Source organism: Streptococcus infantis (assembly GCF_001579645.1).
GTDB classification, from domain to species: domain Bacteria; phylum Bacillota; class Bacilli; order Lactobacillales; family Streptococcaceae; genus Streptococcus; species Streptococcus infantis_E.
In genome coordinates, this window is record NZ_KQ970824.1 from 120,227 (window position 1) to 143,182 (window position 22,956).

The following is a 22,956-nucleotide window of genomic DNA, read 5'->3' on the forward strand; positions in this document are numbered from 1 at the left end:
GTTATGGATATTAGACAAGTTACCGAAACAATCGCAATGATTGAGGAGCAGAACTTCGACATTAGAACCATTACCATGGGAATTTCTCTTTTAGACTGTATTGATCCTGATATTCATCGTGCTGCAGATAAAATATATGAAAAGATTACTACAAAAGCGGCTAATCTAGTTGCAGTTGGTGATGAAATCGCTGCGGAATTGGGCATTCCCATCGTAAATAAACGTGTGTCCGTAACTCCAATTTCCTTGATTGGTGCTGCTACAGATGCAACAGACTATGTCCCGTTAGCCAAAGCTTTGGACAGAGCTGCTAAGGAAATTGGTGTTGATTTCATTGGTGGTTTTTCAGCCTTGGTACAAAAGGGTTATCAAAAGGGTGATGAAATTCTCATCAATTCCATTCCTCGTGCCTTAGCAGAAACGGATAAGGTTTGTTCATCGGTAAATATTGGTTCTACTAAATCGGGTATCAATATGACTGCAGTAGCGGATATGGGTCGAATTATCAAGGAAACAGCTTCTCTTTCTGATATGGGTGCTGCTAAATTAGTTGTATTTGCCAACGCGGTAGAGGACAATCCTTTTATGGCAGGCGCCTTCCATGGAGTAGGTGAAGCAGATGTTATCATTAATGTTGGTGTTTCAGGACCTGGTGTTGTCAAACGTGCCTTAGAAAAGGTTCGTGGTCAGAGCTTTGATGTTGTAGCAGAAACTGTTAAAAAGACAGCCTTCAAGATTACCCGTATTGGTCAATTAGTCGGTCAGATGGCTAGTGAGCGACTTGGAGTTGATTTTGGAATTGTTGATTTGAGCTTGGCTCCAACTCCTGCGGTTGGTGATTCTGTAGCTCGTGTTCTAGAAGAAATGGGACTGGAAACAGTTGGGACTCACGGAACGACTGCTGCCTTGGCTCTTTTGAACGACCAAGTTAAGAAGGGCGGAGTTATGGCCTGTAACCAAGTGGGTGGTTTATCAGGTGCCTTTATCCCAGTCTCTGAGGACGAGGGGATGATTGCTGCTGTGCAAAATGGTTCCCTTAATTTGGAAAAACTAGAAGCTATGACGGCTATCTGTTCAGTTGGTTTGGATATGATTGCCATTCCTGAGGATACACCTGCAGAAACCATTGCCGCTATGATTGCGGATGAAGCTGCTATCGGAGTCATCAACATGAAAACAACTGCTGTACGTATTATTCCAAAAGGAAAAGAAGGCGATATGATTGAGTTTGGTGGGCTTTTAGGAACAGCGCCAGTCATGAAAGTCAATGGTGCATCGTCTGTTGATTTCATTGCTCGTGGAGGACAAATCCCAGCTCCAATCCATAGTTTTAAAAATTAAAAAGAAATTGAATCTGTTTAAGTTGAGTTTAAGGATAGACCTGTATACTACTATTATTAAATAAAGACCTCCTAACTTTATTTAATTAAAATCCTAACTTTTTCATAATAATCTCCTACAAAAGTCACTCCAAAGGGTGACTTTTGTTTTATCTCAAGAGAAAGTAGCATGTTCAAATTTGTAAATTTGTCAAAAAATAATATGATTTAAAGGATAAAACTAGTTTTTTCATTCTGTAAAATGGGCTAAAACCTTGCTATGATTGGCTTTTTGAAAAATTATGGTATAATAGTAGTAGTTTTAATAGATGGAGTTGAATTTTGAAAAAACGCTTTCGTGTAAAAAAAGAGAAAGATTTTAGTGCAATATTTAAAAAAGGGGAGAGTTTTGCTAATCGTAAATTTGTTATTTATCGATTAGAAAATAATGAGCAGCATTTTCGAGTTGGTCTGTCTGTCAGCAAAAAATTGGGAAACGCTGTCATGAGAAATCAGATCAAAAGAAGAATTCGACATATTCTGATTGAACATAAAAATCAGCTGGTTGAAAACGTAGATTTTGTTGTGATTGCTCGAAAAGGTGTTGAAATCTTGGACTACGCGGAAATGGAAAAAAATCTACTTCACGTATTAAAGTTATCAAAGATTTACCAGGAAGGAAATGGGAGTGAAAAAGAAATTACAGTTGACTAGCTTAATGGTGTTTGCTTTATTTGTGATGAGCGCCTGCACGGCTAGTGGTACGACGAGTGAGATTACAGCTGAATCAACAGGTTTTTGGAGTAAATTTGTTTATTTTTTTGCTGAAACTATTCGCTTTTTATCATTTGATACAAGTATTGGTCTGGGGATTATTTTATTTACCCTTTTAATCAGAACCATTCTTTTACCAGTCTTTCAGATACAGATGGTGGCATCTAGAAAGATGCAAGAAGTACAACCACTGGTTAAGGAGTTGCGAGAACGTTATCCGGGACGGGATATGGAGAGCCGTACCAAGCTGGATCAAGAAATGCGTCAGTTGTTCAAGCAACATGGTGTGAAGCAGTCAGCTTCTCTTTGGCCAATCTTAATCCAAATGCCAGTCTTGTTGGCCTTGTTCCAAGCTTTGAGTAGGGTAGAATTTCTAAAAACGGGTCATTTCTTATGGATTAACCTTGGTGGTGTTGATACGACTTTTGTTTTGCCTATTCTGGCAGCTATCTTTACTTTCCTTAGCACCTGGTTATCCAATAAGGCCATGGTTGAGAAAAATGGTGCTATGACAGGAATGATGTATGCAATGCCAGTCATGATTTTCTTCTTTGCCATGTATTCACCAAGTGGGGTTGCCTTATACTGGGCGGTATCCAATGCTTATCAGGTGCTCCAAACCTATCTACTCAACAATCCATTTAAGATTATTGCAGAGCGTGAGGCAGGAGTACAGGCTAAGAAGGATTTAGAAATCAAGAAGAGAAAAGCTCTCAAGAAAGCACAGAAAAAGAAAAAGTAAGGAGGAATCTTGTAATGGTATTATTTACAGGTTCAACTGTTGAGGAAGCGATCCAAACGGGATTGAAGGAATTGGGGATTCCTAGAATGAAGGCGCATATCAAGGTTGTCTCAAGGGAGAAAAAAGGTTTCTTTGGCCTTTTTGGGAAGAAACCAGCGCAAGTTGATATCGAAGCAATTAGTGAGACAACTGTTGTGAAGGCAAATCAGCAAGCAGTTAAGGGAGTTCCAAAGGAAGTTAATGCTAAGAACGAACCCGTTAAGACTGTTAGTGAAGCAACAGTAGACTTAGGCCATGTTGTTGAAGCAATCAAAAAAATCGAGGAAGAAGGACAAGGAATCTCTGAAGAAGTCAAGGCCGAAATTCTTAAAAATGAGAAAGAAGCTAGTACAATTTTAGAGGAGACTGGTCATATTGCCATTCTAAAAGATTTGCTGCCAGAAGAATCTAAAGAGCAGGAAGAAGTCGAGCAGAATGATGATTTAGAAAATCTAGGTTTGAAGATTGAACCGACCTATGATATTGACCAGGTGGTCGAAGAAGTAACCAACTATGTTCAAGGTATTATTGATGATATGGATGTTGAGGGAGCAATTTCAAGTACCTCAAATCGCCGTTCTATCAATATGCAAATTGATACCAATGAACCGGGTCGTATTATCGGTTACCATGGTAAGGTCTTGAAATCTCTTCAGCTCTTAGCACAAAATTATCTTTATAACCGCTATTCAAGAACCTTCTATATTACCATCAATGTTAATGACTATGTAGAGCACCGTGCAGAAGTCTTGCAAAGTTATGCACAGAAGTTAGCTACACGTGTCCTAGAAGAGGGGCGTAGTCAGGTGACTGATCCAATGTCTAGCAGCGAACGCAAAATCATCCATCGTATTATTTCACGTATGGAGGGTGTTACTAGTTACTCAGAAGGTGATGAACCAAATCGTTACGTTGTGGTTGATACAGAATAATCAAAGCAAAATCAGGGGCATCCTGATTTTTTGCTAGCTAAGGGAGGTTGATCCTATGTTGAATACAATGAGAGAATATCTAGCTTACTCTGGTTTACAGTATCAAAAACCCGAGAGGGCAGCTCAAGAAGCTGAAAAAATGCTTTATTTGAGGAGCAAGGGGCAGGAGGCCAGAAAGGTCTTTACACACTTAGCCAAGGCTTTTCAAGAAAGACATCCAGAATGGGATCTCCAAGGGACGAGTCAGTGGATGAATCAAGCCCAACGTTTGCGACCGCATTTCTGGGCCTATCTACAGCGTGAGGGAGAAGTGACAGAGCCTATGTTGGCCCTTCGTTTGTATGGAAGCCCTTCTGATTTTGGAGTTTCACTAGAAGTGAGTTTTATAGAACGTAAGAAGGATGATAAAACTTTAGACAAACAGGCCAAGGTCCTAGAAGTTCCAGTAGTAGACGGAATTTACTATCTAGTCTACTCAAATGGAGAAAGTCACAAGATGGAGGCTACTGAGGAAAATCGTCAAATTTTAAGAGAAAAACTATCCCATCAGGAAGTCCGAAAAGTTTTGGTGAAGATAGATGTTCCAGTGGCCGAAAATTCATCTGAAGAAGAAATCCTAGAAGCCCTACTGGAATCTTATGAAACAATTCTTCCTTTTTATCTAGCTACGAGAAAATAAGATAAACCGTAAAATATCATAAATCATACAGTCCAAGAGTGAACAGTCCGCTGTGTAATTCTTGGTCTTTTTGTTTCCGTTTTCACATTATATAATAAACTTACAAAAACAATTCAAAAGGAGAACAATTATGGAAGTCATTTCAAGTGTTCTAAATTGGTTTTCTAGCAATATTTTGCAGAATCCCGCATTTTTCGTAGGTTTATTGGTGTTGATAGGATATGCACTTTTGAAAAAACCTGCTCATGACGTTTTCTCAGGTTTCGTTAAAGCAACAGTAGGCTATATGTTGCTCAACGTAGGTGCTGGTGGTTTGGTTACAACCTTCCGTCCAATCTTGGCAGCCCTTAACTACAAATTCCAAATTGGTGCAGCGGTTATCGACCCTTACTTTGGACTTGCTGCAGCAAACAACAAAATTGCAGCTGAGTTTCCAGATTTCGTCGGAACTGCAACTACAGCTCTATTGATCGGTTTTGGAGTAAATATCTTGCTTGTAGCTCTACGCAAGATTACGAAAGTAAGAACCCTCTTTATTACTGGTCACATCATGGTACAACAAGCTGCGACTGTATCTCTTATGGTTCTATTCTTAGTCCCACAATTGCGCAATGCTTATGGTACAGCAGCAATCGGTATCATCTGTGGCCTTTACTGGGCAGTTAGTTCAAATATGACTGTTGAGGCAACTCAACGTCTGACTGGTGGTGGCGGATTTGCGATTGGTCACCAACAACAATTTGCAATCTGGTTTGTAGATAAAGTGGCAGGACGCTTTGGTAAGAAAGAAGAAAGTCTAGATAATCTTAAATTGCCTAAGTTCCTCTCAATCTTCCATGATACAGTTGTTGCCTCTGCTACTTTGATGCTTGTATTCTTTGGAGCCATTCTGTTAATCTTGGGTCCAGATATTATGTCTAATAAAGAAGTCATCACTTCAGGAACTCTATTCAATCCTGCTAAACTAGATTTCTTTATGTACATTATTCAAACAGCCTTCACCTTCTCAGTTTACTTGTTCGTTTTGATGCAAGGTGTCCGCATGTTCGTATCTGAGTTGACAAATGCCTTCCAAGGTATTTCAAACAAATTGTTGCCAGGTTCATTCCCAGCAGTCGACGTTGCGGCTTCTTATGGATTTGGTTCTCCAAACGCGGTCTTGTCAGGATTTGCCTTTGGTTTGATTGGTCAATTGATCACAATTGTCTTGCTCATCGTCTTTAAAAACCCTATCCTTATTATTACAGGATTTGTACCAGTGTTCTTTGATAATGCAGCCATCGCGGTCTATGCTGATAAGCGTGGCGGATGGAAAGCAGCCGTTATCCTATCCTTCATTTCAGGTGTCCTCCAAGTTGCTCTAGGAGCTCTCTGTGTAGCCCTTCTCGACTTAGCATCTTACGGTGGTTACCATGGAAATATCGACTTTGAATTCCCATGGCTTGGATTTGGCTATATCTTCAAATACCTTGGTATTGTTGGTTATGTACTTGTATGTCTCTTCTTGCTCATTATTCCTCAACTTCAATTTGCAAAAGCAAAAGATAAAGAGAAATATTACAACGGTGAAGTTCAAGAAGAAGCTTAGTGTCTAGAAAAGGAGAAATAAAATGGTTAAAGTATTAGCAGCGTGCGGAAATGGAATGGGTTCATCTATGGTTATCAAGATGAAGGTTGAAAATGCCCTCCGTAAGCTTAATCAAACAGACTTTACAGTCAATTCATGCAGTGTCGGTGAAGCAAAAGGTTTAGCAGCAGGCTATGACATCGTAATCGCTTCTCTTCATTTGATCCAAGAATTGGAAGGTCGGACTAATGGGAAGTTAATCGGGCTTGACAACTTGATGGATGATAAAGAAATCACTGAAAAACTCAGTCAAGCACTACAGTAAAAAGTTGGAGGGGGCTGGACAGAAACTGAGAGTTATCGTTTCTGTCCTTCTCCCTCTTTAAATAAAGGAGGCAGATATGAATTTAAAACAAGCTTTAATTGACAATGACTCGATCCGACTAGGTTTAGAGGCTAACGATTGGAAAGAAGCAGTCAAGGTAGCAGTAGATCCCTTGATTGAAAGTGGGGCGATTTTGCCAGAGTATTACGATGCTATTATCGAATCAACTGAAGAGTATGGGCCTTACTATATCTTAATGCCAGGTATGGCTATGCCCCACGCTAGACCTGAAGCTGGAGTGCAAAGAGATGCCTTTTCATTGATTACCTTACAAAATCCTGTTGTATTTTCAGATGGGAAAGAGGTCTCTGTTTTGTTGGCACTAGCGGCAACAAGTTCAAAAATTCACACAAGTGTAGCCATTCCACAAATCATTGCCTTGTTTGAATTAGAAGATTCTATTGCACGTTTACAGGCTTGCCAGACTAAAGAAGATGTCTTGGCGATGATCGAAGAATCTAAGGATAGCCCTTATCTTGAAGGATTGGATTTGGAAAGTTAGAAAGAGGAATAAAGAAATGACAAAAAGAATACCTAATTTACAAGTTGCATTAGACCATTCAGACTTGCAAGGAGCGATTAAAGCAGCTGTTTCTGTTGGTCACGAAGTAGATATTATCGAAGCTGGAACTGTTTGCTTGCTTCAAGTTGGAAGTGAATTGGTTGAAGTCTTGCGTAGCCTTTTCCCAGATAAGATTATTGTGGCAGACACAAAATGTGCCGATGCTGGTGGAACAGTTGCCAAAAATAATGCCGTTCGTGGAGCAGATTGGATGACTTGCATCTGTTGTGCAACCATCCCTACTATGGAAGCAGCTCTAAAGGCTATCAAGGCTGAACGTGGAGACCGAGGAGAAATCCAAATCGAGCTTTATGGTGATTGGACTTTTGAACAAGCTCAGCTTTGGTTAGATGCAGGTATCTCACAAGCTATCTATCACCAATCTCGTGATGCCCTTCTTGCTGGTGAAACTTGGGGTGAAAAAGACCTTAATAAGGTTAAAAAACTCATTGACATGGGCTTCCGTGTTTCTGTAACAGGTGGTCTAGATGTAGATACTCTCAAACTCTTTGAAGGCGTTGATGTCTTTACCTTTATCGCAGGTCGTGGAATTACAGAGGCTGCGGATCCAGCAGGAGCAGCGCGTGCCTTCAAGGATGAAATAAAACGAATTTGGGGGTAAACCATGGCACGTCCAATTGGAATTTATGAAAAGGCAACCCCGACCCACTTTACTTGGCTAGAACGTTTAAATTTTGCTAAGGAGTTAGGCTTTGATTTTGTCGAGATGTCTATTGATGAACGTGACGAGCGTTTAGCCAGACTTGACTGGAGTAAGGACGAGCGCTTGGAAGTTGTCAAAGCAATCTATGAGACTGGAGTTCGTATTCCTTCTATCTGTTTTTCAGGTCATCGTCGTTACCCATTGGGATCGAATGATCCAGTTCTAGAGGAAAAATCTCTGGAACTCATGAAAAAATGTATCGAATTAGCTCAAGATTTGGGAGTTCGTACGATTCAATTAGCTGGTTACGATGTTTACTATGAGGAAAAGTCACCCCAGACACGCCAACGTTTTATTAAAAATTTGAGAAAAGCTTGTGACTGGGCAGAAGAAGCTCAGGTGGTACTTGCCATCGAAATTATGGATGATCCTTTCATCAATAGCATCGAAAAATACTTGGCTATAGAGAAAGAAATTGACTCTCCATACCTCTTTGTCTATCCAGATATTGGGAATGTGTCTGCCTGGCATAATGATGTCTACAGTGAATTTTATCTGGGCCATCATGCCATCGCAGCTCTCCATCTCAAGGATACTTATGCAGTGACAGAAAGTTCAAAGGGCCAGTTCCGAGATGTACCTTTTGGGCAAGGTTGTGTCAAATGGGAAGAAGCTTTCGATATTTTAAAGCAAACCAATTATAATGGACCTTTCCTAATCGAAATGTGGTCTGAAAATTGTGAAACTGTAGAAGAAACACGCGCAGCCATTCAAGAGGCGCAAGCCTTTCTCTACCCACTTATTAAGAAAGCAGGTCTGATGTAAGATGAATCAAGTAATCAATGATATGCGTAAACGAGTCTGTGATGCTAATCAATCATTGCCAAAACATGGACTTGTTAAATTTACCTGGGGCAATGTATCGGAAGTCAATCGCGAACTCGGTGTCATTGTTATCAAACCATCAGGTGTAGATTATGACGAATTGACACCTGAAAACATGGTGGTAACTGACCTGGATGGCAAGGTTCTAGAAGGAGATCTAAGACCATCTTCGGACCTTCCGACTCATGTGCAGTTATATAAGGCTTGGCCAGAGATTGGTAGTGTGGTTCATACCCATTCGACTGAAGCCGTTGGTTGGGCTCAGGCAGGTCGTGATATTCCTTTCTACGGAACAACCCATGCAGACTACTTCTACGGTTCAATCCCTTGCGCTCGTAGTTTGACTAAGGATGAAGTAGAAGTAGCCTATGAAAAAGATACTGGCCTAGTTATCGTAGAAGAGTTTGAACGTCGTGGTCTCAACCCTGTTGAAGTACCAGGGATTGTCGTACGTAATCACGGTCCATTCACCTGGGGCAAAAACCCAGAGAATGCTGTCTATCACTCTGTTGTACTAGAGGAAGTATCTAAGATGAATCGCTTTACAGAGCAAATCAATCCAAGAGTTGAACCTGCTCCTCAGTACATCCTAGAAAAACACTACCAACGTAAACATGGACCAAATGCTTATTACGGTCAAAAGAAATAAGAAATTGAATTGAAAAGAGGCTAGGAGCTTTCGATCCAAGCCTCGCTTTTGTAGTTGTCAGTATCCACTGTTAGGAGTTTACAGCATATAATTGCAAAGTCTGTACGAATGTGATACCATTATAAAGTTGTTTTGGAAGCGATTGACAAATAGAGGAGTATGAATTATGGTTTTAGATAAGGCGAGCTGTGACTTGCTTCAATATTTGATGGATCAAGAAACGTCCAAAACGATTATGACGATTTCAAAAGATCTGGCTCAATCTCGAAGAAAAATCTACTATCACATTGATAAAATCAATGATGCTTTGGACGATGAGAATTTGCATATCATCAGTCTGCCTCGGATTGGTATTCACTTAACTGAGGAACAAAGAGAAGCTTGTCGTCAATTATTAGACGAAGTTGATTCTTATGATTACATCATGAGTGCCAACGAGCGGATGCAGCTGATGCTCCTTCTGATTGGTATTTCCAAAGAGAGAATCACGCTTGAAAAACTCATGGAATTAACAGAAGTCTCTCGAAATACGGTCCTAAATGATTTAAATACTATTCGTTACCAGCTGACACTAGAGCAGTATCAAGTAACGCTTCAAGTTAGTAAATCTCGCGGTTACTATCTAAATGCACATCCTCTCAATAAAATCCAGTATCTTCAATCCCTTCTCTATCATATCTTTATGGAGGAGAACCCAGCCTTTGTAGCTATTTTAGAGGAGAAAATCAAGGAGCGATTAGAAGATGAGATGCTTCTTTCTGATGAGGTCAATCAATTCCTCAAAAAACAAGTTCCACTGGTTGAGCAAAATTTAGGGAAAAAAATAAACCATCACGAAGTCACCTTTATGTTACAGGTCCTTCCCTATCTTCTACTAGGGTGTGATACCGTTACTAGAAATCAAGATAAACATCAAGAAATTGATCAAGAATTTTCATTGATTCGAAAGAGGATAGAATACCAGGTGTCTAAGAAACTAGGAGAACGCTTGTTTGAAACATTTGGCATCTCGTTTTCAGAATTAGATAGATCTCTATTAGCCATTCTTTTGTTATCCTATCGAAAAGATCGAGACATCCATGCAGAAAGTAAAGATTTTCAACATTTGAGAAGAGCTTTAGAAGAGTTTATTTGGTATTTTGAATCTCAAACCAGAATGGAGATTGAACAGAAAGAAGATTTGTTGAGAAATCTCGTGATTCATTGTAAGGCTCTACTATTTAGAAAAAACTATGGGATCTTCTCAAAAAATCCTTTAACTCGGCAGATTCGTTCTAAGTATAGTGAGCTTTTCGTAATTACAAAAAAATGTGCAGAAGTGCTAGAAGAAGCCTGGCAGATTCGATTGACGGATGATGAGATTGCCTATCTGACCATTCACGTTGGAGGATTTTTAAAGTATACTCCATCGATTCAAAACAATACCAAGAAGATTTATATTGTGTGTGATGAAGGAGTGGGCGTTTCTAAACTCTTACTTAAACAATGTCGCTTCTATCTTCCAAACGAACAGATTGGGGCAGTCTTTACCACTGAGCAGTTCAAAAGCGTGGAGGATATTACTCAGGTTGATTTACTTATTACAACAAACGATGAGCTTGAGAGTCGCTTCCCAGTGCTAAAGGTAAACCCTATACTTGAGGCAGAAGATATTTTACGCATAACAGACTTTATGAAAAATAAGGTTCTTCGAAAAGATGGTCGAACCTTCAAGGATAATCTCTCAATAATTATTGCTACCTATATAACTGATAAACACGCTGCAGCAAAATTACAAGAAGAAATTCAACTCTTAATCAACCAAGAATTAGTCATCCAAGCTTTTTTAGATGAATCATAAACATCACAGTCCAATGATGAACACAAGCCTGTGTTTTTCTTGGTCTTTTTTAATATATCGGTCGGTGTTATACTAAGTATGAAATAAATACTTGAACAAAATATGGAGGATTTCAAATGCCAAACGTAAAAGAAATTACAAGAGAATCATGGATTTTAGCTACTTTCCCAGAGTGGGGAACATGGTTGAACGAAGAAATCGAAGAAGAAGTCGTTCCTGAAGGCAACTTTGCCATGTGGTGGCTAGGCAACTGTGGTACTTGGATTAAAACACCCGGTGGTGCTAACGTTGTCATGGACCTTTGGTCAAACCGTGGAAAATCAACTAAAAAAGTGAAAGATATGGTTCGTGGACACCAAATGGCAAATATGGCAGGTGTTCGTAAATTGCAACCAAACTTACGTGTTCAGCCAATGGTTATCGATCCATTTGCTATCAATGAACTCGACTACTACTTGGTTTCACACTTCCATAGTGACCATATCGACCCATACACAGCTGCAGCAATTCTCAACAATCCTAAGTTAGAACATGTTAAGTTTATCGGCCCTTACCATTGTGGACGAATCTGGGAAGGATGGGGTGTTCCAAAAGAACGCATCATCGTTGTCAAACCAGGTGATACTATTGAACTAAAAGACATGAAGATTCATGCGGTAGAATCATTTGATCGCACTTGCTTGGTAACGCTACCAGTGAACGGTGCTGATGAGACAGGTGGCGAACTTGCTGGTTTAGCTGTTACAGATGAAGAAATGGCTCAAAAGGCTGTTAACTATGTCTTTGAAACACCAGGTGGAACCATTTATCATGGTGCGGATTCTCACTTCTCAAACTACTTTGCGAAACATGGTAAAGACTTCAAAATTGATGTTGCTTTGAATAACTATGGTGAAAACCCAGTAGGTATCCAAGATAAAATGACCTCTATCGACCTACTTCGCATGGCAGAAAATCTTCGTGCAAAAGTCATTATTCCAGTTCACTATGATATCTGGTCTAACTTCATGGCTTCTACGAATGAAATCCTAGAACTTTGGAAAATGAGAAAAGATCGCTTGCAATACGATTTCCATCCATTTATCTGGGAAGTTGGTGGTAAATACACTTATCCTCAAGACCAACACTTAATAGAATATCATCACCCACGTGGTTTTGATGACTGCTTCGAACAAGACTCAAATATCCAATTCAAAGCCTTGCTTTAATATAAAAATTTTTTCTGGAGGTTATCCGTATGTTGCACGATACGGATAATTTTCATATAATAGTACAAATAGAATATGTGATAGACCTATCACCTCAAAGAGAAAGGAAATTCTATGTCAAATCTATCTGTTAATGCGATTCGTTTTCTAGGTATTGACGCTATCAATAAAGCGAACTCAGGTCACCCAGGGGTGGTTATGGGAGCTGCACCGATGGCATACAGCCTATTCACTAAAGAACTTCGTATCAATCCAGCTCAACCAAACTGGATTAACCGCGACCGTTTCATTCTTTCAGCTGGTCACGGATCAATGCTTCTTTATGCCCTTCTTCACCTTTCTGGATTTGAAGATGTGAGCATGGATGAAGTGAAGAACTTCCGTCAATGGGGCTCTAAAACTCCAGGTCACCCAGAATTTGGTCATACAGCAGGGGTTGATGCAACAACAGGCCCTCTAGGACAAGGGATTGCGACTGCGACAGGTTTTGCACAAGCAGAACGTTTCCTTGCAGCTAAGTACAACCGTGAAGGTTATAACATCTTTGACCACTACACTTACGTTATCTGTGGAGATGGTGACTTGATGGAAGGTGTCTCAAGTGAAGCTGCTTCTTATGCAGGCTTGCAAAAGCTTGACAAGTTGGTTGTTCTTTATGATTCAAATGATATCAACTTGGATGGTGAGACAAAAGATTCTTTCACAGAAAGTGTCCGCGATCGTTACAATGCTTATGGTTGGCATACAGCCTTGGTAGAAGATGGAACAGACTTAGAAGCTATTCATGCTGCTATCGAAGAAGCTAAGGCTTCAGGAAAACCATCTTTGATCGAAGTGAAAACTGTTATTGGTTATGGTTCTCCAAATAAACAAGGAACCAATGCTGTACACGGTGCTCCTCTTGGAGCGGATGAAACTGCAGCAACTCGCCAGGCACTTGGTTGGAACTATGAACCATTTGAAATCCCAGCAGAAGTTTATGCTGATTTCAAAGAAAATGTTGCAGACCGTGGTGCATCAGCCTATGAAGCATGGACAAAACTAGTCGCAGATTATAAAGAAGCTCACCCAGAACTGGCTGCAGAAGTGGAAGCAATTATCGAAGGACGCGATCCAGTTGAGTTGACTCCAGAAGACTTCCCAGCTTTAGAAAATGGCTTCTCTCAAGCAACTCGTAACTCAAGTCAGGATGCTTTGAATGTAGTAGCTGCTAAATTGCCAACCTTCCTTGGTGGATCAGCTGACCTTGCTCATTCAAACATGACTTACATCAAAACTGACGGACTTCAAGATGATGCAAATCGCTTAAATCGTAACATTCAGTTTGGTGTTCGTGAATTTGCAATGGGTACTGTCTTGAACGGAATGGCTCTTCACGGTGGACTTCGAGTTTATGGTGGAACTTTCTTCGTATTCTCAGACTACCTTAAAGCAGCAGTTCGTTTGTCAGCCTTACAAGGTCTTCCAGTGACTTATGTCTTCACTCACGATTCAATCGCAGTTGGTGAAGATGGACCAACTCATGAACCGATTGAGCACTTGGCAGGTCTTCGTGCGATTCCAAACCTTAATGTTTTCCGCCCAGCAGATGCGCGTGAAACTCAAGCGGCTTGGTATCAAGCAGTGAAGAGCGAGAAAACACCAACTGTTCTTGTCTTGACTCGTCAAAACTTGACTGTTGAAGAAGGAACAGACTTTGCTAAAGTTGCAAAAGGAGCTTATGTTGTATATGAAAATGCAGCAGACTTTGATACAATTTTGATTGCGACTGGTTCAGAGGTTAATCTGGCTGTTGCAGCTGCTAAAGAATTGGCAAGTCAAGGTGGAAAAGTTCGCGTAGTCAGCATGCCATCTACAGATGTATTTGATGCACAAGATGCAGCATATAAAGAAGAGATTTTACCAAATGCAGTTCGTCGTCGTGTAGCAGTTGAAATGGGAGCAACTCAAAACTGGTACAAATACGTTGGTCTTGATGGAGCGGTTCTCGGTATTGATACCTTTGGAGCGTCTGCCCCAGCACCAAAAGTTTTAGCAGAATATGGATTTACAGTTGAAAACTTAGTAGAACTTGTAAACAACTTGAAATAAGAAAAATCAGGGCATTTGCTCTGGTTTTTTATTGACCTAAAATCAAGGTGCAATCTTGTAAAAACAAGTGAAATTTGATATAGTAGTTTTATCTGAATTACAAAGGAGAAAAAATAATGGGTGGGAATTTAACATTCTTGATTATGCTTGTTTTGATGTTTGGCTTGATGTTCTTCATGCAACGTTCTCAAAAGAAACAAGCTGAAAAACGTATGGAGAGCCTTAACAAACTTCAAAAAGGCTACGAAGTAATCACTATCGGTGGTCTCTACGGTACAGTCGATGAAGTTGATACTGAAAACAAAACGATTGTACTTGATGTAGACGGAGTATACTTGACTTTCGAATTAGGTGCAATTAGAACAGTTTTGCCAGTCAAAGAAGCTGTCACACCTGAAGGTGCAGTTATCGAAGAAGGCAGTGCTATTGAAGAATAAAACGGGGTGGAATGCATTCCCGTTTTTCTATAAATGAGAGGAACAATGATGAAAAAAGTTGTCTTTGTCTGTCTTGGTAATATTTGCCGTAGTCCTATGGCGGAATTTGTAATGAAATCCCTGACCGATAAATATGAGATTCAAAGTCGAGCGACTTCTTCCTGGGAACACGGTAATCCAATCCACAAAGGGACGCAAGGCATCTTTCGAAGTCATGGCGTTCCTTATGATATTTCAAAAACTTCCCAACAAATTTCTAAAAAAGATTTTGAGTATTTTGACTATATCATTGGGATGGATGAGTCTAATCTCGCTGATTTGCATCAGATGTGTCCACAGGATCAACAATACAAGATACAGCCTTTTGCATCTGAAAGCGTTCCAGATCCCTGGTATACAGGTGATTTTGAAGAAACTTATGACCGAGTTTTAACGGGTTGCCAGGCTTGGTTAAGTCGCTTAGAAAATGAGAGTGAACATGGAAAATTTAAAAAAACTCTATGAAAAATATAGTGTCTATTTAACACGTCCCCGTTTAGAAATTGCGACAGTGATCGTCATTGTTGTCTGTGCAGGTCTCGTATTTCTGACCAATCTTCCAAAACAGGGCGTTCTTAAGCTTGATAACGATGCTATTATTTATGATGGGAGCCTAGTTCGTGGTAAGATGAATGGTCAGGGGACTGTTACCTTCTCAAACGGTGATACCTATACTGGAGAATTTAGCAATGGTGCCTTCAATGGTAAAGGTACCTACCAAGCTAAAGCAGGTTGGGTATATGAGGGAGACTTTGTAAATGGCCAAGCTGAAGGAAAAGGAAAACTGACTACCGAACAAGAAGTAGTCTATGAAGGAGACTTCAAACAAGGTTTATTTCAACAAGCACAATAACCTCCTCCTAGAAGGAGGTATTCTTCCAGAACGATAGAAAGCGCTTACATGGAAATAAAAGACATTTCCAGCCCCTCTTTACAACTAAGTTTGTGAAAAATAAAACTTTTTTAAAAACATTCACAAACTAGTAGCTCAAAAGCATCTGGAAAAGGGTGTTTGACATCATTTTCACAAACAAACAAAAAAAGTTTGTGAAATGCTCATGAAACTGTTTACAAACGTTTAAAAAAGAGTTATAATAATCTTGTGAAAAAATTAACAAAGGACTTGCAATCCTTGAAAGCTATGGAGGAAAATATGGCTGATAAAAAAACTGTAACACCAGAAGAAAAGAAACTCGCTGCTGAAAAGCATGTCGATGGTTTGGTGCAAAAAGCTTTAGTTGCCCTTGAAGAAATGCGTAAACTTGACCAAGATCAAGTCGATTATATCGTAGCAAAAGCTTCAGTTGCTGCACTTGATGCTCACGGAGAATTGGCTTTACATGCCTTTGAAGAAACAGGACGTGGAGTATTTGAAGATAAAGCAACTAAAAACCTATTTGCTTGTGAGCACGTGGTAAATAACATGCGCCACACTAAAACAGTTGGTGTTATCGAAGAAGATGATGTAACAGGATTGACTCTTATCGCTGAACCAGTTGGTGTTGTTTGTGGTATCACTCCAACAACTAACCCAACTTCAACAGCAATCTTTAAAGCGTTGATTTCATTGAAGACTCGTAATCCTATTGTCTTTGCATTCCACCCATCAGCTCAAGAATCATCAGCTCACGCAGCTCAAATCGTTCGTGATGCAGCGATTAAAGCAGGTGCTCCTGAAAACTGTGTACAGTGGATTACTGAACCATCTATGGAAGCAACTAGTGCATTGATGAACCACGAAGGTATTGCAACAATCCTTGCAACAGGTGGTAATGCCATGGTTAAAGCTGCATACTCATGTGGTAAACCAGCTCTCGGGGTAGGTGCCGGAAACGTTCCAGCTTATGTTGAAAAATCAGCTAACATCCGCCAAGCTGCTCACGATATCGTAATGTCTAAATCATTTGACAACGGTATGGTCTGTGCATCTGAACAAGCGGTTATCATTGATAAAGAAATTTACGATGAATTTGTAGCAGAGTTCAAATCTTATCACACTTACTTTGTAAACAAAAAAGAAAAAGCTCTTCTTGAAGAGTTCTGCTTCGGCGTGAAAGCAAATAGCAAAAACTGTGCTGGTGCAAAATTGAACGCTGACATCGTTGGTAAACCAGCAACTTGGATTGCAGAACAAGCAGGATTTACTGTTCCAGAAGGAACAAACATTCTTGCTGCAGAATGTAAAGAAGTTGGTGAAAACGAGCCATTGACTCGTGAAAAATTGTCACCAGTTATCGCAGTTTTGAAATCTGAAAGCCGTGAAGATGGTATTGCTAAAGCTCGTCAAATGGTTGAATTTAACGGTCTTGGACACTCAGCTGCCATCCATACTGCTGATGAAGAATTGACTAAAGAATTTGGTAAAGCTGTTAAAGCTATTCGTGTTATCTGTAACTCACCTTCTACTTTCGGTGGTATCGGGGACGTTTACAATGCCTTCTTGCCATCATTGACACTCGGATGTGGTTCTTACGGACGTAACTCAGTTGGGGATAACGTTAGCGCCATTAACCTCTTGAATATCAAAAAAGTCGGAAGACGGAGAAATAACATGCAATGGATGAAACTTCCTTCAAAAACATACTTTGAACGTGATTCAATTCAATACCTTCAAAAATGTCGTGACGTTGAGCGTGTCATGATCGTTACTGACCACGCTATGGTAGAGCTTGGCTTCCTTGATCGTATCATCGAACAGCTTGACCTTCGTCGCAATAAGGTTGTTTACCAAATCTTTGCAGATGTAGAACCAGATCCAGATATCACTACAGTTGAACGTGGTACTGAGATCATGCGTGCCTTCAAACCAGATACAATCATCGCTCTTGGTGGTGGATCACCAATGGATGCTGCTAAAGTAATGTGGCTCTTCTATGAGCAACCAGAAGTGGACTTCCGTGACCTTGTACAAAAATTCATGGATATCCGTAAACGTGCTTTCAAATTCCCATTGCTTGGTAAGAAGACTAAATTCATCGCTATCCCAACTACATCTGGTACAGGATCTGAAGTAACTCCATTTGCCGTTATCTCTGATAAAGCAAACAACCGTAAATACCCAATCGCTGACTATTCATTGACACCAACTGTGGCAATCGTAGACCCTGCTTTGGTATTGACAGTTCCTGGATTTGTAGCTGCTGATACTGGTATGGACGTATTGACTCACGCAACTGAAGCATACGTATCACAAATGGCTAGCGACTACACTGACGGACTTGCGCTTCAAGCAATCAAACTTGTATTCGAAAACCTTGAAAGTTCAGTTAAGAATGCAGACTTCCACTCACGTGAGAAAATGCATAACGCTTCAACAATCGCTGGTATGGCCTTTGCGAATGCCTTCCTAGGTATTTCTCACTCAATGGCTCACAAGATTGGTGCGCAATTCCACACAGTTCACGGACGTACAAATGCAATCTTGCTTCCATACGTTATCCGTTACAATGGTACTCGCCCAGCTAAGACAGCTACATGGCCTAAGTACAACTACTACCGTGCAGACGAGAAATATCAAGATATCGCTCGTATGCTTGGACTTCCAGCTTCTACACCAGAAGAAGGGGTTGAATCTTTCGCAAAAGCTGTTTACGAACTCGGTGAGCGCGTAGGTATCGAAATGAACTTCAAAGCACAAGGTGTTGACGAAAAAGAATGGAAAGAACATTCACGTGAATTGGCCTTCCTTGCTTATGAAGACCAATGTTCACCTGCAAACCCACGTCTTCCAATGGTTGACCATATGCAAGAAATCATCGAAGATGCTTACTATGGTTACAAAGAAAGACCAGGACGCCGTAAATAATTGATTATCAGCCAAAACCGAGGGTAAACCTCGGTTTTTTATGCTTATAGAATATGTTTTTATTAAGAAATGCATAGAATTGGAGTAGGCTGCAAGGCTAAGTAAAGGAATGAAAATATTACCAAAGCTTATCAGAAAAACAAGGCCAGCGCTTGCAATTAAACTCAAATAGTTATATAATAGGTATGTTGAAAGGTGATTTGTAGTGATTCAAGTTACTCTTTTCACAATAAAATTTTCATGATTTTCATAAGGAGGAAATCACTAATGGTAGTTAAAGTTGGTATTAACGGTTTCGGACGTATCGGTCGTCTTGCTTTCCGCCGTATCCAAAACGTAGAAGGTGTTGAAGTTACTCGCATCAACGACCTTACAGATCCAGTTATGCTTGCACACTTGTTGAAATATGACACAACTCAAGGTCGTTTCGACGGAACTGTGGAAGTTAAAGAAGGTGGATTTGAAGTTAACGGTAAATTCATCCGTGTTTCTGCTGAACGTGATCCAGAGCAAATCGACTGGGCTAACGACGGTGTAGAAATCGTTCTTGAAGCTACTGGTTTCTTTGCTAAGAAAGCAGCTGCTGAAAAACACTTGCACCCAGGTGGAGCTAAGAAAGTTGTTATCACTGCTCCTGGTGGAAACGACGTTAAAACAGTTGTATTCAACACTAACCACGATGTTCTTGATGGTACTGAAACAGTTATCTCAGGTGCTTCATGTACTACAAACTGCTTGGCTCCAATGGCTAAAGCTCTTCAAGACAACTTTGGTGTTGTAGAAGGATTGATGACTACTATCCACGCTTACACTGGTGACCAAATGATCCTTGACGGACCACACCGTGGTGGTGACCTTCGTCGTGCTCGCGCTGGTGCAGCAAACATCGTTCCTAACTCAACTGGTGCTGCTAAAGCTATCGGTCTTGTAATCCCAGAATTGAACGGTAAACTTGACGGATCTGCACAACGCGTTCCAACTCCAACTGGATCAGTTACTGAATTGGTAGCTGTTCTTGAAAAGAACGTTACTGTTGATGAAGTGAACGCAGCTATGAAAGCAGCTTCAAACGAATCATACGGTTACACAGAAGATCCAATCGTATCTTCAGATATCGTAGGTATGTCTTACGGATCATTGTTTGACGCAACTCAAACTAAAGTTCTTGACGTTGACGGTAAACAATTGGTTAAAGTTGTTTCATGGTACGACAACGAAATGTCATACACTGCACAACTTGTACGTACTCTTGAATACTTCGCTAAAATCGCTAAATAATTCTTGAGTTGATAAATGCAAGGCCAACTGGTCTTGCTTTTTTGTATCTATAAGAAAAAATGGATGATAATGTCATCCATTTTGGTTTAATTCTCTTTCAAATGTGCCTGATAGCGCAGTAAAGCTTAATTGGTTTAAGGTCAGAGGATGGATAAAGGATAATTTAAATGCATGAAGCATCAGTCTCTTTGCTTTTGAATGTGGATTGTAGAGAGGATCTCCAAGGATTGAATGTCCATGGTGAGATAGATGAACCCGAATCTGATGTGTTCGACCTGTTTTTAATCTACAGCGGACCAGAGAGGTCTTGTTTTGAAATTGCTTCAATCGAGTTACATGAGTTTCAGCATATTGACCATTTTTGAAATCCACCACCCGTTTTCTACGATCGTGACGATCGCGACCTATTTTATCTCGGAAGATAAGTTCTTTAGAACCTACTTTTCCTTCAACCAGAGCCCAGTACTCGCGGGAAATCTCTTTTTTCTCCAGTAATCGATTGAGGATGGGCAGTATAAATGGATTTTTAGCAAAGAGGATGAGACCGCTCGTTTCCTTATCTAGACGATGGACAACATAGCAAGTCTGGCCTACATAGGCGCTGACATGATTGAGAAGTGCAATTTCTTCTGGTTGATTCCCGTGAGTTTTCATACCTTCGGGTTTGTTCACGATGATCAAATGTTGGTCTTGGTAGACTTCTTGGACAAGATTAGGATTTCCCCAAACAATTTCTTTTGTAGGATAATCCTCCTCATCGAAAATCAGTTGACATTCATCTCCAGATTTGACAGTTTGATGCCAGTGGACTTCTTCTTGATTGATGAGAATGTGCTTTTTAATTCTCAAGAAATGCCGTATTTTTCTCGGAATGAGTAGTTGCTCCTCCAAGAAGACTTTGACAGTCATTTCAGGAAGAGAATCAGGGATAACAAAGGTAAATTTCATACAGATATTGTAACAAAAAATAGATTATTTGGATAGGGAAACTAGCTAAATTCTTGTCTTCCTAAGGGGAAGATGATAAAATAAACGCATGAAATTAGATACATTATTTGAAAAGTTTCTTTCTTTGTTTAAGAAAGAGGAGAATGAAACTCCAGAAGCAAAAAATGACGACGCTTATAAAGAAGAAAGATTGACGAGTAACTTGCGACGGTCAAGAGGAGACCGAAAGAAAGCAGGACAAGTCGGACCAATTCGCAAATTTTGGCGTCGCTACCATCTGACGAAAATCGTCCTTATCCTAGGACTTAGTGCCAGTTTATTCGTTGGGGTCTATCTATTTGCCTTGGCTAAATCGACAAATGTTACAGACTTGCAGAATGCTTTGAAAACACGAACGGTGATTTTTGATAGAGAAGAGAATGAGGCTGGTGCCTTGTCAGGCCAAAAAGGAACCTACGTTGAGCTCTCGGAAATTAGTGAAGATTTGCAGAATGCTGTTATTGCGACAGAAGATAGAAGCTTCTATAAAAATAGTGGAATTAACTATGGTCGTTTTTTCCTAGCTATCCTAACAGCTGGTCGCTCGGGTGGTGGATCTACAATTACTCAACAGCTGGCGAAAAATGCTTATCTTTCACAAGATCAAACTGTGCAGAGAAAGGCCAAAGAATTCTTTCTTGCTTTAGAATTAACCAAAAAATACAGTAAAAAAGAAATTCTAACCATGTATTTGAACAATGCCTACTTCGGTAATGGAGTTTGGGGTGTTGAAGATGCTAGCAAAAAGTACTTTGGCGTTTCGGCATCGGAATTAACTCTTGATGAAGCCGCCACTTTAGCAGGTATGCTTAAAGGCCCAGAATTGTACAATCCTCTGAATTCTATTGAGCATTCAACTAACCGAAGAGATACTGTCTTGCAAAATATGGTGGCTGCAGGCTACCTTGACAAAAATAAGGAAGCAGAAGCAGCAAGTGTTGATATGGCTTCTCAGTTGAAAGATAGTTATGAAGGGAAAATATCAGACTACCGTTATCCTTCCTATTTTGATGCAGTTGTCAATGAAGCTATTGAAAAGTATAATCTAACAGAGGAAGAAATCGTTAATAACGGTTATCGAATTTATACGGAGCTAGATCAAAATTATCAAGCAAATATGCAGGTTATCTACCAAAATACTTCTCTCTTTCCAACAGCTGAAGATGGGACACATGCAGAGTCTGGTAGTGTCGCATTAGAACCAAAAACAGGTGGAGTTCGAGGAGTTGTTGGTCGAGTGGCAGGGGATGATAAGACAGGTTTCAGGAATTTTAACTATGCAACCCAATCCAAAAGAAGTCCAGGGTCTACTATTAAACCCTTGATAGTGTACACACCAGCGGTTGAAGCGGGTTGGTCTCTTAATAAGGAGTTGGATAATCATACCATGCAATATGGTGATTATAAAGTAGACAACTACGCAGGAATCAAGACATCACGAGAAGTACCCATGTATCAAGCTTTGGCTAAATCTCTAAATTTACCTGCAGTAGCTACTGTTAAAGAACTTGGAATTGATAAAGCCTTTGAAGCGGGTGAAAAGTTTGGTCTCAACATGAGCGATGTAGATCGTGTGCTTGGAGTAGCTTTAGGTGGTGGCGTAGAAACTAACCCTCTTCAGATGGCCCAAGCCTACGCAGTGTTTGCAAATGAAGGACTCATGCCGGATGCTCACTTTATCACCCGTATTGAAAATGCTAGTGGTCAAGTGATTGCTACTCATAAAAATACTCAAAAACGAGTGGTTGACAAATCGGTAGCTGATAAAATGACCAGTATGATGTTAGGTACTTTTACAAATGGTACAGGGGTCAGTTCGTCTCCAGATGATTATGTCATGGCTGGAAAAACAGGAACAACAGAGGCAGCCTTTAACCCAGAATATACCAGTGATCAATGGGTGATTGGTTATACACCAGATCTAGTGATTAGCCACTGGCTTGGTTTCCCTACTACCGATGAAAATCATTATCTAGCAGGTTCGACTTCGAATGGTGCTGCTCACATTTTTAGAAGTATGGCGGAAACAATCCTACCATATACGCCAGGAAGCACTTTTACAGTTGAAAATGCT

General features: G+C 40.2%; 21 protein-coding genes. 20 read left to right on the top strand and 1 reads right to left on the bottom strand.

Features of this window, described 5'->3' with window-relative positions:
- Positions 1 to 3: 3 nt before the first annotated feature.
- The 19 genes from SINDD18_RS09375 to gap all read left to right on the top strand — a co-directional run bounded on the left by SINDD18_RS09375 (position 4) and on the right by gap (position 19,895).
- The gene (locus tag SINDD18_RS09375) at positions 4 to 1,341 is read left to right on the top strand and encodes a PFL family protein (protein WP_061863921.1); all 1,338 of its coding nucleotides are present in this window, start codon (positions 4 to 6) and stop codon (positions 1,339 to 1,341) included.
- Between the two features lie 320 nt (positions 1,342 to 1,661).
- Positions 1,662 to 2,033 carry a ribonuclease P protein component gene (rnpA, locus tag SINDD18_RS09380; protein ID WP_000745628.1) on the top strand — a complete coding sequence of 124 codons (372 nt, stop codon included), beginning with the start codon at positions 1,662 to 1,664 and terminating at the stop codon, positions 2,031 to 2,033.
- The gene (locus SINDD18_RS09385; RefSeq protein WP_193750848.1) at positions 2,008 to 2,835 is read left to right on the top strand and encodes a YidC/Oxa1 family membrane protein insertase; all 828 of its coding nucleotides are present in this window, start codon (positions 2,008 to 2,010) and stop codon (positions 2,833 to 2,835) included. Before rnpA ends, SINDD18_RS09385 begins: the two co-directional genes overlap by 26 nt.
- Positions 2,836 to 2,849: 14 nt before the next feature.
- Positions 2,850 to 3,806, top strand: a complete 957-nt coding sequence (jag, locus tag SINDD18_RS09390; protein WP_049504883.1) for an RNA-binding cell elongation regulator Jag/EloR — start codon at positions 2,850 to 2,852, stop codon at positions 3,804 to 3,806.
- A gap of 55 nt (positions 3,807 to 3,861) precedes the next feature.
- Positions 3,862 to 4,485, top strand: a complete 624-nt coding sequence (locus SINDD18_RS09395; RefSeq protein ID WP_061863923.1) for a hypothetical protein — start codon at positions 3,862 to 3,864, stop codon at positions 4,483 to 4,485.
- A 130-nt stretch (positions 4,486 to 4,615) separates the two neighbouring features.
- Positions 4,616 to 6,073 carry a PTS ascorbate transporter subunit IIC gene (locus SINDD18_RS09400; protein WP_061863924.1) on the top strand — a complete coding sequence of 486 codons (1,458 nt, stop codon included), beginning with the start codon at positions 4,616 to 4,618 and terminating at the stop codon, positions 6,071 to 6,073.
- 22 nt (positions 6,074 to 6,095) lie between these two features.
- Positions 6,096 to 6,377, top strand: coding sequence for a PTS sugar transporter subunit IIB (locus SINDD18_RS09405; RefSeq protein WP_000241466.1), 282 nt, complete (start codon positions 6,096 to 6,098; stop codon positions 6,375 to 6,377).
- 76 nt (positions 6,378 to 6,453) lie between these two features.
- The gene (locus tag SINDD18_RS09410; protein ID WP_061863925.1) at positions 6,454 to 6,939 is read left to right on the top strand and encodes a PTS sugar transporter subunit IIA; all 486 of its coding nucleotides are present in this window, start codon (positions 6,454 to 6,456) and stop codon (positions 6,937 to 6,939) included.
- Positions 6,940 to 6,955: 16 nt separating this feature from the next.
- Positions 6,956 to 7,621: a 3-keto-L-gulonate-6-phosphate decarboxylase UlaD gene (locus SINDD18_RS09415; RefSeq protein WP_061863926.1), complete on the top strand. Its 666-nt coding sequence runs from the start codon at positions 6,956 to 6,958 to the stop codon at positions 7,619 to 7,621.
- 3 nt (positions 7,622 to 7,624) lie between these two features.
- On the top strand, positions 7,625 to 8,488 hold the full coding sequence (locus SINDD18_RS09420) for an L-ribulose-5-phosphate 3-epimerase (protein WP_061863927.1): 864 nt from the start codon (positions 7,625 to 7,627) through the stop codon (positions 8,486 to 8,488).
- Position 8,489: 1 nt separating this feature from the next.
- Positions 8,490 to 9,197, top strand: a complete 708-nt coding sequence (locus tag SINDD18_RS09425; protein WP_061863928.1) for an L-ribulose-5-phosphate 4-epimerase — start codon at positions 8,490 to 8,492, stop codon at positions 9,195 to 9,197.
- 166 nt (positions 9,198 to 9,363) lie between these two features.
- Positions 9,364 to 11,037, top strand: coding sequence for a BglG family transcription antiterminator (locus SINDD18_RS09430; protein ID WP_061863929.1), 1,674 nt, complete (start codon positions 9,364 to 9,366; stop codon positions 11,035 to 11,037).
- Positions 11,038 to 11,153: 116 nt separating this feature from the next.
- Complete coding sequence (ulaG, locus tag SINDD18_RS09435) at positions 11,154 to 12,245, top strand: L-ascorbate 6-phosphate lactonase (RefSeq protein WP_006153413.1); 1,092 nt, start codon at positions 11,154 to 11,156, stop codon at positions 12,243 to 12,245.
- 114 nt (positions 12,246 to 12,359) lie between these two features.
- Positions 12,360 to 14,336, top strand: coding sequence for a transketolase (gene tkt / locus SINDD18_RS09440; protein WP_061863930.1), 1,977 nt, complete (start codon positions 12,360 to 12,362; stop codon positions 14,334 to 14,336).
- A 116-nt stretch (positions 14,337 to 14,452) separates the two neighbouring features.
- Complete coding sequence (yajC, locus tag SINDD18_RS09445) at positions 14,453 to 14,773, top strand: preprotein translocase subunit YajC (RefSeq protein ID WP_000509386.1); 321 nt, start codon at positions 14,453 to 14,455, stop codon at positions 14,771 to 14,773.
- 48 nt (positions 14,774 to 14,821) lie between these two features.
- Entirely contained in the window at positions 14,822 to 15,277 is a 456-nt protein-coding gene (locus SINDD18_RS09450) for a low molecular weight protein-tyrosine-phosphatase (RefSeq protein ID WP_061863931.1), read from the top strand.
- A complete protein-coding gene (locus SINDD18_RS09455; protein ID WP_049504892.1) occupies positions 15,252 to 15,665 on the top strand; it encodes an MORN repeat-containing protein in 414 nt (137 codons plus the stop codon). Before SINDD18_RS09450 ends, SINDD18_RS09455 begins: the two co-directional genes overlap by 26 nt.
- A 300-nt stretch (positions 15,666 to 15,965) precedes the next feature.
- On the top strand, positions 15,966 to 18,617 hold the full coding sequence (gene adhE, locus SINDD18_RS09460) for a bifunctional acetaldehyde-CoA/alcohol dehydrogenase (protein WP_060956407.1): 2,652 nt from the start codon (positions 15,966 to 15,968) through the stop codon (positions 18,615 to 18,617).
- 267 nt (positions 18,618 to 18,884) lie between these two features.
- Positions 18,885 to 19,895, top strand: a complete 1,011-nt coding sequence (gap, locus tag SINDD18_RS09465; protein WP_000260668.1) for a type I glyceraldehyde-3-phosphate dehydrogenase — start codon at positions 18,885 to 18,887, stop codon at positions 19,893 to 19,895.
- 72 nt (positions 19,896 to 19,967) lie between these two features.
- On the opposite strand, the gene SINDD18_RS09470 is transcribed toward gap, so the two are convergent.
- Positions 19,968 to 20,843: an RluA family pseudouridine synthase gene (locus SINDD18_RS09470; protein ID WP_153014458.1), complete on the bottom strand. Its 876-nt coding sequence runs from the start codon at positions 20,841 to 20,843 to the stop codon at positions 19,968 to 19,970.
- Positions 20,844 to 20,931: 88 nt separating this feature from the next.
- Here SINDD18_RS09470 and pbp2a point away from each other — a divergent pair.
- On the top strand, positions 20,932 to 22,956 hold a 2,025-nt coding region (pbp2a, locus tag SINDD18_RS09475; protein ID WP_061863932.1), incomplete at its 3' end, for a penicillin-binding protein PBP2A.